This is a genomic window from Cereibacter azotoformans, from assembly GCF_021391315.1.
Lineage (GTDB): Bacteria > Pseudomonadota > Alphaproteobacteria > Rhodobacterales > Rhodobacteraceae > Cereibacter_A > Cereibacter_A azotoformans.
In genome coordinates this window covers 17627-30543 of the sequence record NZ_CP090025.1, presented here as the reverse complement: position 1 = coordinate 30543, position 12917 = coordinate 17627, and the positions used below count along the sequence as shown (strand labels likewise).

Genomic DNA, 12917 nt, shown 5'->3' with positions numbered 1-12917 from the left:
TGGGCAGAAGGCCCCACCGCCGCTCACCGAAGGAGACCCACATGGGCTATCATCATTACATGCGCGGGATGAGCAACGGTGGCTCGATCTTCAGCCGGGGCGAGCCGCTGACCAACGCCGAGCTTCACGCGCGCGTCCCGTCGATCTTCGCCACCGAGGCACATGAAAGCCGCAGCGCCCGCTTCGCGCCGGTGCCCACCATCACCGTGCTGGACGGCCTGCGCGCAGAGGGCTTCGAGCCGTTCTTCGCCCAGCAGGCCCGCACCCGCACCGAAGGCAAAGCCGAGTTCACCAAGCACATGCTGCGCCTGCGCCATCGGGGCATCGTCAACGAGGCGGGCGAAGCCTTCGAGATCGTGCTGGTCAACGCGAACGACGGGACCAGCGCCTACCAGATGATCCCCGGGTTCTTCCGCTTCGTCTGCGCCAATGGCCTTATGGCTGGCGAGACGTTCGAGGAGGTGAAGGTTCGCCACAGCGGCAACGCCATTGGCGAGGTGATCGAGGGCGCCTATCGCGTCCTCGAGAATGCGCCGCGCGTCGCCGACCAGGTCCAACGGTTCAAGTCGATCCGCTTGCAGGACCGCGAGCGCGAGATCCTGGCCGAGGCTGCCCACAGCCTCCGCTTCCCGGCGACGGTGGAAGGCAAGGCGGCGCCGATCGACCCCCCTGCCCTTCTGCGGCCCCGCCGCTCCGAGGATCGCGCGACTGACCTCTGGACCGCCTTCAACGTCGTGCAGGAGAACACCCTGCGCGGCGGGATGCGCGGCCGGATCCAGACTGGCAGCGGCTTCATCCGCCGTCAGACGGTTCGGGAGGTGACCGGGATCGACCAGTCTCGCGCGCTGAACCGCGCGCTTTGGATGCTCACCGAGCGCATGGCCGAGTTGAAGTCGGCGGCGTAAGACGGTTGGGCGGGGCGCAAGCCCTGCCCCCTCCCCTGCGATGGCAAAGGAGATCCGCGCAGACGCGGATCGCCGCGAAGCAGCCGCGCCGCCAGGTCGGCGCGACGGCTTTCCTGTCTGCAGGGTCCGCCTGACAGCCCTGGCTCCGGCTGAACAGGGATTGGGATGCCACGCGCGGGCGCGTGTCACCGGCGCCGGAGAAAATCGGCTCCCCCCACGCGGGCGGGCCGCGCGGGTGCCCCCCAATCTTCACCGTCACCGGCCCCTGTCTCATCCGGCCCCAGGGCCGCAGGCAGGGCTTCGCCCTCCCCGCTCTGTCCTCCGGGAAACACGCGGTGTTTCCGAAGAACAGATCGGAGAGGCCGCGCCCATTGGCGGAATGCGGGCAGAAGACCTGCCGCCGCTCACCATCTGACGGAGTTTCTTCATGTCGCGGATCGACAGGATCGAGCTTGAAACCATGGAGGAGGCGGGCGCCCAGGGCACCGGGCTCGTCTCCATGAACTTCATCGAGCGGATTGCGGATGCGCGTTCCGCTGCCCTGCAGGCCTTCGAGACGGTGGGCCAGCAGTTACAGGCGGCTTTTGCCGCGGCGCGCGAGGCCGGGAAGATCGCCGGCGTGGCGCACGGCGGGCATGGCTATCACCGGGGCTCGCAGAAGGAGAAGGAGGCGATCGACCTGTTCGGGGCCGACTTCGACGCCGCGCGCAGCCTGACGGCGCTTCGCCGTGATCTGGATGCCCGGATCTGGACGCGGCTTCTGGAAGAGACCGGCCTGCGGACGATGATGGATCGCAAGGAGCGGGACGACTTCGACCGCTCCCTGTCCGGCGATGAAGTCCCCGAGGCGACGCTTGAGAACATCAGCGCCACGTTCGAGCGCCTGTGCGGCGAGGCTGACCTGATCTTTCTGCGGGGTCTCGCCCGTGCCTTCTCGTCCCTCGATCGCCGCTTTAAAAGCCACGACGGTTTCAAGATCGGCTCCCGGGTCATTCTGGATGGCCTCATGTCGGCCGACTTCGGATCATGGAGCTACCGCAGCGAGCGGGAGGGGGTCTTTGCCGACATTGAGCGCATCTTTGCCATTCTGGACGGCAGGCAACCTGCGCCCGGTGCGCTGCGCCGTGCGATCGAGGACGACCCTCCCGGCTGGGGGCCGCGGCAGTCCGAGACGCTGACGCGCTACTTCAAGTTCCGGATCTTCAAGAACGGGAATGCGCATTTGTGGTTTCAGGTGCCCGAGCTGGTCGAGGCGGTGAACCGCAAGCTGGCGGAATATTATGGCGCCGCGCTGGCCGACGCCGCGCCGGCAGATGCAAGCCCAGACATCTTCCGCAACCGATCGAGCCTGCCGGCGCGCGATCTGGCTTTTTATCCCACTCCCGCCGAGGTGGCCGCGCAGGTTCTTGGGGTTGCCGATGTTCGGCCCGGCATGAAGGTTCTTGAACCGTCGGCCGGCATCGGCGGCCTGGTCTGGTCAGTCGTGGAGCGCGGCGCCCTGGTGGATGCCATCGAGATCCACCCCGACCGCGCGGCAGCGATTGAGGGGCGGCGGCATCCCAGTGTCACCGTCCGGTGCGCCAACTTTCTCGCCCTGACGCCCTGCGAGGACTACGACCTGGTGCTGATGAACCCGCCCTTCGCGGGCACCCACTGGATGGATCATGTGATGCAGGCATGGGCATTCCTGAAACCCGGCGGGCAGCTCGTGGCGATCCTGCCCGCCTCGGCCGAGGTGAACGAGACCGCGAAGCATGAACGGTTTCGGGCGTGGGCGCGCAAGGTCAACGCGAACCGTTATGGTAGCCTCTTTTCCGATCTTCCCGCCGAGAGCTTCCGGCCCGTGGGGGTGAACATCAATACGGTCATTCTGAAGATGCGGAAGGGTTGAGGGGTCGCGGTCAGCGGTCCCGCAACGGACGCCGCCCCGCTGGGCCACTGTCGGCGTGGCGGCAGCCGATGTGGCCCCGGGCCACAATGGGCACCCGCGCGACGGCCGCAGCGGGACGTCCAAGGCCAGCATGTGTTGCCTTTCAGCCATTGATCGAGGGAAAGGAATGTACCAGCTTCTGTATGTAAATATGTATGTATATAATGGGAGCGTGACGCGGGGTGTCGCGACGCGCGCGGCCTCTGCCAGTCTTTTGGCGTCGATGGCGCTCGGCCTGTCGGCGGAAAGGGAGACCTGCATGGCAAGCACGCCAACGCGCTTGTTCTCGATGAATATGCCAGTCCCGCTGCATCGCGCCCTCAAACGTGCGGCGGTCGAACGCGAGAAGTCGATGGGCGAAATCGTTGTGGAAGCCCTCAAGCAATGGGGCCTCGAGCCCCTGGAAGAAGAGGATTCGGGCAGTGAAGAAGATCGTAGTCGTCAACAATAAGGGCGGCGTCGGCAAGACCACGGTCGCCTCGCAGCTGGCCTTCCATCTGGCCGAGGCGGGCCATTCCGTGATCGCGGTCGATCTCGACGGCCAGAAGAACCTGACGTCGGTGATGCATGGCCAGCGGATCGGCGGCCAGACGCTCCACATGATCGAGACCGGAGATGCGCCCTCCATTAAGGTGCAGTCCGGGGAGATCGTGCTGGTCGAGAGCAGCGACGAGCTGCCGGTCAGCACCGATGACGCGATCCTGCAGCGTTCGGCACAGGCCATCGCGGGGCTCGACGGTGCCGACTTCTGCATCATCGATACGCCGCCCACCTTTTCGGCCACGGTTTATGGCGCCTTGCTCTCGGCCGACTTCATGATCTCGCCGATCGAGCTCAAGAAGTTCTCGCTCGACGGCATCGAGGCCGTGCTGAAGGCGTTCGTGCAGGTGCAGGAGATCAACGAGCACATCCAGTTCCTCGGGCTTCTGCCGTCGCGCTTCGACGCCGTGAAGCAGTCCGAGCGGGAGACGCTGCAGATGGTGGCCGAGTCCTACGCCAACCTCATCATTCCCCACGCCATCCGGAACCGGATCGCCTACGAGTCCGCCAGCGCCGAGGGGATGCACGTCAAGGAAGTAACCACGGCCAGCGGCAAGGAAGCGGCGGCCGAGTTCAAGGCGTTCTTTCAGTGGTTCATGACCGCCATCGGAGAAGGAAACTGACGATGGATCTGAAAAAGAAAATCACCAGCACTACGGCAACGCTGGAGCGGTTGAAGCAGTCGGGTCAGTTGGACGCGCTCAAGCGGCCGAAGCCCCAGCCATCGGGTACGCAGGAGATCGCGATCGACCAGATCGTGCCCGATCCTGACCAGCCGCGGCGCAGCTTCGACCAGGACAAGCTGAAGTCGCTGGCCGAGAGCATCCGTGCCCAAGGCGTTCTCCAGGCGATCACCGTCCAGCCGGCCGATGAGGCGGGCAAGCATGTGATCATCATGGGCGAGCGGCGCTTTCAGGCTGCGAAGCTGGCGGGCCTTGCCAAGATCCCGGCAGTCGTGCGCGAGGCGACGCTGGAGATCCGTCTGGCGCAGCTCACCGAAAACGTGCAGCGGGACGATCTGACGACGCTGGAGATCGCGCAAGCCGTCGCGGCGATGCGGGATGCTGGGCAGTCGCGCGAGGACATCGCGAAGGCTCTGGGATGGAGCGAGGGCAGCGTCTCGCGCTTCGCCTCCATCAGCAAGATGCCGGAGGAGCTGCAGCAACTGGCGGCGCAGAATGTGCCCGTTCGCGCCGTGGCCGACCTGTTCGCCCTCTGGAAGAAGGATGAGGGCGCTGTCGCGGCGTTCCTGGCCTCAACCAGCCCGGAGAGCGTCAGCCGCTCGACGGTCGAGGCGCTCCGGGATGCGATCGATGGGAAGGGGCAGCCCGCAGGCGGGCCTAATGATGTGGCGCCGGCAGAAGCCGACGTGCCGGCCTCCGACTTGGCGCCATCGGCGGCCGAGGATCAGGGCGAAGCGCCCGCGGCAGATGCAGAGCCGGCCAGCGGCCGGGCGAAGGCGCGGCCGGGCAGGGGTGTCGTCATCGTCTGCAAGGTTGGCGATGCCGTGGGGCGTCTGGACCTCGAGACCGTGCCCAGCCAGCCCAAATGCGTCGTCGTCCGGTTCGATGCGGGGGAACGTGTTGACGAGGTGCCCCTGAGCGAGATCGAATTGGTCGACGTCATCCCGCTCTAGGATCAGGAGAGACGAATGCTCCGGGCCGCGTTCTGGAATGCAATGGTTCTGGTGCGCGCCCCGGTGCAACTCGGGCTCAAGGTCGTGATGCTCATTCACTTGATCGGCGCGCTCGGCGGTGTCGTCGTCCTGTTCACGGGGACGGGGCTGCCCGCCTTGGACAGCGCCCCTTTGATCTTCCGCCTGCTTGCCTCCCTGTACATGCTCGGCGTCTATATACTCGCGAGTTGGGCGTCGCTCCGTCTGGATCGCGCCGTCGAGCAGGGGGCGCCCGGCAAGCGGCGCATCTTCCTTCCTCTCTGATCGCAGGCAGTTCCTGCGCTGCTTCGGACGAGCCGGGCATGATCGCTTGCTCACGCAAGCACCTCACCTTCCTGAAATATCCTCGGGGGGAGCGCCAAAGGCGCGGGGGGCAGACAGCCCCCCGCAAGGCGGCCGATGCAGGGTGGCACGTGGCCCGGGGCCACATTTGGGTTTCTCTTGGTTTGAATGCAGGATAGGCTAGTCGCCAGCATTGTATACAAATCGCATGTCATGACCGAGAAATCCGTTGTGGTTCACGCCAGGGTCCCGCCCGAGATCCGCGCCCGTCTCGAGGGGCTGGCGGCCGAAGCTGGCGTTCATGTGTCGGGTGTCCTGCGTGCCCTGATCGAAGATGCCGTTCGGGATACATCCACCCAGAAGGCGCCGCCGCTGCTGTCGAGGGCGCGCCGCGAGGGCAAGGTCACGGTTCGTCTGGCCGCCGATGTTCGCGACGTACTCGAGCGGGAAGCGAAAGGGCAGGGGGTCTCGCTCTCCACCTGGGCGGCGGCGGTGATCGGCGCCCGTGCCCGGCACGCGCCTCAGCCGGTCCTGAGCGAACGCCGCACGATCCAGGCAGCCTTCCGCCAGTTGCGTGGTCTCGCGGTAAACGTGAACCAGATCGCTTATGCGCTGAACCGCGGGGTGCTGACCGGGGCAGGGGCCGAATTCACCCGCGAGGAGGTTAGGGCCCTTCGCCAAGATGTCTGCGCGCTGCGGGACGTTCTTCGTGCCTATGCCGCAGGCCGCCTGTCCTTCCAAGCCCCGCGCGGAGGTGGCGATGAGTGACTTCGAGACGCCGATCGGGTTTGAAGACTGTTGGCCCTCGTACCGCTCGTCCCGGAAGGCCAAGGCTGGAGCCTCAGGCGGCTCAGGTCTGAGCCGCGCTGGTGGAAGGCGGGAAGGGGAGGAGGGTAGGAACCCGCCCACCGATCCTGCTTCGGGGCCAAAACGCCCGGCCCTGTCCCCCGAGGACAAGGCGAGGCTCGCCCGGGTCGTTCGCCGCGCGCCAGAAGTCGTGGTGAAGGTCTCGGTGCCCGCCAAGCACGACAAGCAGGGCAACCCGATCCACGTCAATCGCTCCACCGAGGCCGTCCGGGTGGCGGCGCATCTGTCCTACATCAGTCGGAACGGGAAGCTGGAGCTGGAGAACGATCGCGGAGAAGTCGCGTCCGGACGGGCAGCCGCCGCCGCGGTCTTTCGCGAGTGGATGGACAAGCACGACGAGGACCGTGCGAATGGCATGGCCACGGATCGCACCCGGATCACGACAAGCATGGTCTTCTCGATGCCCGGCGAGGTGAGCCCTGAGATCGTGCGTGATGCCGTCCGCGCCTTGGCCGAGCAGGAGTTTCGAGGGCGGCACGACTACGTCATGGCGCTGCACACCGACACTCATCACCCGCATGTCCATCTCACGGTCCGAACGGTCGGGCATGATGGTGCAAAGCTGGCGCTGCGGAAGGCGGATCTACAGCATCTGCGCGACGTCTTCTCTCAGGAGCTGCGGCAACGGGGCGTCGAAGCCGAGTCCACGCCCCGGCACGCGCGCGGCATCGCGCGCCGCGGCGAGGCCACGCCGGCCTACAAGATCCGGCAGAGGGGTGGCAATCCCTTGGCCGACGCGCGGATCCGGCGGGAAGTCGATGCTGAACTCGCCCAGAATGCCGGCCGCCTTCGGGACCGGCCGTGGGACGAGGCCATCTTGCAGCGGCGGGGCAGGGTGATGGCGGCCTATGCCGCAGCCGCGGCGGCCTTGGCGCAGTCGCCTGACGCAGGAGACCAGGCGCTAGCTCGCGAGACGCAGCGATTTGCGACGCGACTGACCGACACGTCAACGCGCCGAATGGCGGTCGCGCTCTCGCTCAAGCTGAGAGTGCGCTCGCACACTCAAGATGGCGGCCGCGAGGCGCCAATCAAAGGGGATGACGCGCGCCGCAGTCGAAGCCATGACAAGCAGCCGGGCCGCGAACGCTGAGGTGGATGCTTCTGGTCGGCAGATCCGCAACCAGCGGAACTTCTGACGGCCCCCCTCGGCGTCAGGATGAGGATAGTAGGATCACACCTGCGATCAGCACTCCGCACCCGGGGGCCGTCCCATCCGCTTCTTCATGACCGCCGGTCAGGTCAGCGACTACACCAACGCGGCGGCCCTGCTGTGCCGCTTGCCCGGCGCGGAGTGGCTGATCGCGGACCGGGGCTATGACGCGGACTGGTTCCGGTATGCCTTGAAAGACAAGGGGATGAAGCCGTGCATCCCGGGCCGGAAGTCCCGCGGCAAGGCCGTCCGATACGACCGCCGCCGCTACAAACGCCGCTACCGGATCGAGATAATGTTCGGCAGGCTCAAGGACCGGCGCCAGATCGCCACGCACTACGACAGGTGCGCCAAGGTCTTCCTCTCCGCCGTCGCCCTCGCCGCACCCGTCATGTTCTGACTTTGACGATCAATGAGACTGGAGTGTAGCGGCCATTCCGTTGCGCATGCAGAATCTGGAGTTGATCGGATCTACAGACAGCGGGAGTTTTGAGGCATTCGCCGCGGGTGCAGTGAATTTTCTCGTTGAAGCAGTTTCGAGATAAGCCACTTGAGTTAGTAAACGAGGAAACGGCATTCATGGTGTAACCTCCCACCCTGGCGCATCAACGCTGTTGGGGCGGTGACACCATCAATATCTACTGGATCGAAGAGGTTAATCCAATATGCTCCACGCCTAAAGCCTGTCTGTACAGAGCCTGCAGTCTGTCATCCGCAAGGCATACAAAATTCGAAAAAACTATTGGGATCCGCCCTGACGCTCGCTAACAATGTGGCCCGACCGACGTCTTGTAAAGGTGACCTGTGAAGACAACCCTGCCGACCGGCTGTAAGCTGAGCCAGCGCGTCCTTGAGACCGCCGAACTTATGCCTCGCGATGGCGAGAATTACAGCATTACAGATGCTCAATACGCCGCACTGGATGCTGGCCTCGCTGATGGCAAAAGCCTATTGATCTCCGCGCCCACGTCCACCGGCAAGACTCTTATCGGATGGTGGGCCGCCGCAACCGGCTTGGAGCACGGCAAGAAGTTTGTCTACCTCGTGTCGCACCGTGCCCTTGCGTCGCAGAAGTTCGACGAGATCCAGAAGCTATTTCGGGGTCCGTGGCTTGGGGATGACCCGCACACCCTCGTGTGCGCAACAGGCGACGGGGTGACGGACGGGAGCGGACGAGCAAATAGCGCGCCGCTGTCGGCCACTATATTGGTCGCCACCTACGAGAAGTACCTCGCGCTGATCTCTGCGGGCGGCCCCCCTCAAGACTTGTCCAACGTAGTATTCGTGTGCGACGAGATTCAGCTGATCGGGGACGGCAGCCGGGGCAAGCATGTCGAGCTCCTGCTCTCCGTGCTCAAGAGAACCGGATGGTATCAGTTCATCGGCCTGTCCGCAGTGATGGACGATGTCGGTGCACAGCAATTCGCGCATTGGCTCGACCTGTCTTTGGTGAAGGTCGAAACGCGCGAGAAGTCACTTACGATCGAGGGTCGTTGGCGAAACGGTCGCCTTATTGCCAGATCCACCCCTGATGGCATAGAACCTCTCCGCCAACTGCCGTCGGTCAAGAGGATGGAGCTGAATGGCATGGTCCAAGAGCTTATCGCTTTGGACAAGAAGCCAGTCATCGTGTTCTGCATGAAGGTGGACGACTGTTATGAACTTGCAGCAAAGTGGGCAGCGACCCAAGCTGTGACGCAGTCTGTAGAAGCACCGGCTGGCCTCGACCTAGATTCCGGTCTACTGCAACTGATCAACAAGCGCTGCGCATTCCACAACGCGGAGCTAAGCGAAGCGGAACGCTCTTTCGTCGAAGACCTGATGGAAGCCAAGACCGTGGACGTGGTCTTTGCAACGTCGACGCTCGCGGCCGGCGTGAACTTCCCGTTGGGCAGCGCGGTATTCTCGAAATGGAAGCGCTGGGACTTCGACAAAAGGGAGCATGTGCCTATCCGGCGCGACGAGTTCCAGAACATGGCGGGGCGCGTTGGCCGGATGGGGCAAGGCACCGATGAGGGGATCGTCCTGGCAACTGCCGGTGGGGCATCTGACTTGGCACTCCTACAACAACTGATGGACTTCTCGAAGCGGGAGACACTCGGCGTTGGGATCACGCCGGCTGATTTCGGCTCGCTTGTGATTCAACTCTTCGCGGGTGGACTGTGCACGACGCGCAACGAAGCATTCACGCTAATGGCAGCGACCCTCAGCGCGAGCCGTGAAGCAGAGAGGGGGGTTGGTAATGTCGAACATTGGCGGCGGCATCTCGATCAACAGATCGACCGGCTTATAGAGACGCATTGCCTTATTGAGACGAAGACGCGACTTGTCGTCACTGAGTTCGGCAAGGCGGTTGCAAGAAGTGGCTTGAAGCCCGAGACCGTTGAACACTTCCTGCATTACCTGAGCGAGCATGGCGAGCAAGCTGCTAAGCTGCTACCCACGCCTGGACAAGAAGGTCGAGACGATGATCTGCTCTTCATCTTCGCGCACGGAAGCCTACTCTCCCCGGAATTCACCCTGACCGGCGGACCCCGAACGCGGAATGTCAGCTATCGCTTTAGCCGTTACGGCGCAATAGCGAACCCGAGAGCGGAGGCTCTCGAGGATCTACTTTTCGAGCGGCCCTGGATTGCTGATCCCGGCGCGGCCAACGGCGCGCGGGCGCTGTCAGAGTGGGCGGCTGGGGCTGACCGCGAAACGCTCGAACAGCTTGTGCCAGACGTTCGTCTTGGGCTGATCGAGAGTTTAGCGCGCGACGTAAGCTGGCTTTTGGCGGCAGTCTCAGAGGTCATAGGGTCCTCGTCTTCACCGACACTCGCCGATGCGGCGCGGCATCCGCTGCTAAGATCTACCAACCCCACCCTGCCGCACATCAGAAAGTTCTCCCGGGTCTTGCGCAGGTACGCGGTGCGCATCGGGTTAGGTCTGCCGTCTGAGTGCCACTGGCTGAAAGAGCTTGAGCTCCGGGGTCCTGCGAAGCGCCTCACTCGGATGCAAATCGTGAGCCTCCACCAGCAAGGCATTTCGCGCCCCCACTTGCTCATGGACGGAAGCCCGGCGATGGACGCCCTTCGCGAAGCGGCGCTTCCGAAAGTCGGTGGCATCGCATATGCGAACCAAGTCCGAGACGCCGCTAGAAACTGGAAAGTAGATCAGAGGCGGCACTTCCGTGGACGTCACGAGAAGAAGGCTGTCAGGCACAGTGTCGAAAACATCGTCTCTGATCTGTACGACATGAGGGGCAAGGATCTTGAGGCCGCCGTGATCGCCGCCTTCGAAGATCTTGGCATCAACTGCACCGTGCTAGACGACGGCACCAAGCCCGCTTGGCCGGACCTGAAAATCGAATTTTCCGCGAGCGGCATGGCGAGCGACATCGTCGCCGAGGTTAAATCCAAAGAACGGGAAACGGCGTTGGTCTCTCTGAACGATGCTATCGAGGTCATCAGTGCCGCTGCTATCGCTGGATTGAGCGGAACGCCGGTCGCCACGATTTGCAGTCCTGGCGTTGAACCTAGCGTCCCCACCGCGATCTCGGGTTGCAATCACCTCAGCGTTGTTGAGCTGGTGGATTTGGCGGAGGCCTACCTCCGCATCAAGGATGGCAACCTGACCATCGCTGAGCTCCACAATTGGCTCACCACGCCGGGAATTGCCATCACGGAAGATCTTCCCTTCAACAACTCCTAAGGCGCGGGACGGCGGGCGCGTGCGTGTCCGACCGGCCTGAACGACCGAAGCGCGGCGCGCGATATGTTCAACCTAGCGCTCCGCGGCCGCTGGCGCTCTGCCCTCCCGACGCTCATACATGTGACGCCGGGGCCTGGGGTGCATTGTGGCGGGTCAGTGCGGCGGCAGCAATGGGCGGGCGCCGCACCACATTGATTGCCCGTCGTGTTAACGCCCGCTCCGGCGGCCATGCGGTCGCGGTGGCCGCGACGATGCTATAAGGCTGATCGAGCGGCCGCTTCCGGTAACGGCCGGAGCTGGCAGAGAGGTGATCGTCGGCAGAGGGCGAAAGCGACCCCTTCGGGACAGCGCCCTCGAATAGAACCGACCGACGCTGAGCCGCCGGTCGCCCCTCCCGGCACGGCCTTCAAAGCTGCCAGTCGAGCGCGCTGCAGGGTGACGTCCCTTCAAATGGTGTAGCTCGCCGGTAGCGCCGCCGCCCGCTCGCGCGCTCACATCAAGCGCCGTAGCGGGCGGGCGGCGGTGCGGTGGTCATCGGGTTTTTCGGTAGGGTCGGGTTGCTGAGCCAACCTTGAACCGAGGAATGCCCCCGATGACCAAACCCATGATGGACCTCCGTGCGCTGGTGGAGAAGAGCGCTGATGCCGACCTGCTGCGCGAGATGATCGGCTTCGCCGCCGAGCGGCTGATGGAGCTCGAGGTGGGCGCCAGGACTGGCGCCGACTACGGCGAGAAGAGCAGCGAGCGGCTGGCGCAGCGCAACGGCTATCGCGACCGGGACTGGCAGACCCGGGCCGGAAGTGTCGAACTGCGCATCCCCCGCCTGCGCACCGGCTCTTATTTCCCCTCCTTCCTCGAGCCGCGGCGCTCGGTCGAGAAGGCGCTGACGGCCGTGATCCAGGAAGCCTATGTCCAGGGCGTCTCGACCCGCGCGATGGATGATCTCGTGCAGGCCATGGGCGGGACCGGGATCTCCAGGAGCCAGGTCAGCCGGCTCTGCGAAGAGATCGACGAGCGGGTCGACGCCTTCCTCACGCGGCCGATCGAGGGCGAATGGCCCTATCTGTGGATCGACGCCACCTACCTCAAGGTCCGCCAGGGCGGGCGCATCGTGTCGGTGGCCGTCACCATCGCCGTCGGCGTGAACACGGATGGGCGACGCGAAGTCCTGGGCATGGCCATTGGGGCCTCGGAAGCCGAGCCGTTCTGGACCGAGTTCCTGCGCGACCTCGTGCGCCGCGGGCTCTCCGGCGTGAAGCTGGTGATCAGCGACGCGCACGAGGGCATCAAGGCTGCCACGGCCCGGGTGCTGTCCACCAGCTGGCAGCGCTGCCGGGTCCATTTCCAGCGCAATGCCCTGGCGCATGCCGGCAAGAACAGCCGACGGGTGGTTTCCGCCTTCATCGCCACCGCCTTCGCCCAGCCGGACCACGCGGCGGCCAAGGCGCAATGGCGGCTCGTGGCCGACCAGATGCGGCCCAAGCTGCCGAAGCTCGCCACGCTCATGGACACGGCTGAGGAGGATGTGCTGGCCTACATGACCTTTCCCGCCCAGCACCGCGCCAAGTTACATTCCACGAATCCGATCGAGCGTCTCAACGGCGAAATCAAGCGGCGCACCGACGTGGTCGGGATCTTTCCGAACGAAGCATCCATCCGCCGCTTGGTCGGCGCGATCCTGATGGAGCAGACCGAGGAATGGACCGTCCAGCGCGGCCGATACCTGACGCTGGAAACCCTCGCTCCGGTCTGCGATGATCTCACCGTCAGCCTGCCTGCCGCGCAGCGCGACTGACCAGCTCGACCCGCTTCCGAGCACGAGGCCCGCGGTCAGCTACACCACAAGATGGGACACGATCCGCTGCAGCGAGGGAC

The 12917-nt window shown here is 64.6% G+C and carries 10 protein-coding genes and 1 pseudogene; all 11 read left to right on the top strand.

Going from position 1 to position 12917, the window contains the following annotated elements:
- Positions 1-41: 41 nt before the first annotated feature.
- The 11 genes and pseudogenes from LV780_RS21600 (at position 42) to LV780_RS21550 (ending at position 12837) form a co-directional block, all read left to right on the top strand.
- Positions 42-905, top strand: coding sequence for a DUF932 domain-containing protein (locus tag LV780_RS21600; RefSeq protein ID WP_117345312.1), 864 nt, complete (start codon positions 42-44; stop codon positions 903-905).
- A 427-nt stretch (positions 906-1332) separates the two neighbouring features.
- The gene (locus LV780_RS21595) at positions 1333-2796 is read left to right on the top strand and encodes a DUF4942 domain-containing protein (RefSeq protein WP_233864357.1); all 1464 of its coding nucleotides are present in this window, start codon (positions 1333-1335) and stop codon (positions 2794-2796) included.
- Positions 2797-2962: 166 nt separating this feature from the next.
- Positions 2963-3286, top strand: a complete 324-nt coding sequence (locus LV780_RS21590) for a hypothetical protein (RefSeq protein WP_147326432.1) — start codon at positions 2963-2965, stop codon at positions 3284-3286.
- Complete coding sequence (locus LV780_RS21585) at positions 3258-3998, top strand: ParA family protein (protein WP_117345311.1); 741 nt, start codon at positions 3258-3260, stop codon at positions 3996-3998. The genes LV780_RS21590 and LV780_RS21585 overlap by 29 nt, the downstream gene beginning before the upstream one ends.
- A gap of 2 nt (positions 3999-4000) precedes the next feature.
- Positions 4001-5011: a ParB/RepB/Spo0J family partition protein gene (locus tag LV780_RS21580; protein WP_117345310.1), complete on the top strand. Its 1011-nt coding sequence runs from the start codon at positions 4001-4003 to the stop codon at positions 5009-5011.
- Positions 5012-5026: 15 nt separating this feature from the next.
- Positions 5027-5314 carry a hypothetical protein gene (locus LV780_RS21575; RefSeq protein ID WP_117345309.1) on the top strand — a complete coding sequence of 96 codons (288 nt, stop codon included), beginning with the start codon at positions 5027-5029 and terminating at the stop codon, positions 5312-5314.
- Between the two features lie 231 nt (positions 5315-5545).
- Positions 5546-6100: a MobC domain-containing protein gene (locus tag LV780_RS21570; RefSeq protein WP_117345336.1), complete on the top strand. Its 555-nt coding sequence runs from the start codon at positions 5546-5548 to the stop codon at positions 6098-6100.
- Positions 6093-7289: a relaxase/mobilization nuclease domain-containing protein gene (locus LV780_RS21565; protein ID WP_117345335.1), complete on the top strand. Its 1197-nt coding sequence runs from the start codon at positions 6093-6095 to the stop codon at positions 7287-7289. The genes LV780_RS21570 and LV780_RS21565 overlap by 8 nt, the downstream gene beginning before the upstream one ends.
- A gap of 112 nt (positions 7290-7401) precedes the next feature.
- A pseudogene (locus LV780_RS21560) lies at positions 7402-7749 on the top strand (transposase); the annotation flags it as partial.
- 404 nt (positions 7750-8153) lie between these two features.
- Positions 8154-11042, top strand: a complete 2889-nt coding sequence (locus LV780_RS21555) for a DEAD/DEAH box helicase (protein WP_117345308.1) — start codon at positions 8154-8156, stop codon at positions 11040-11042.
- 592 nt (positions 11043-11634) lie between these two features.
- Positions 11635-12837, top strand: a complete 1203-nt coding sequence (locus LV780_RS21550) for an IS256 family transposase (RefSeq protein ID WP_117345032.1) — start codon at positions 11635-11637, stop codon at positions 12835-12837.
- The last annotated feature ends 80 nt before the right edge of the window (positions 12838-12917 follow it).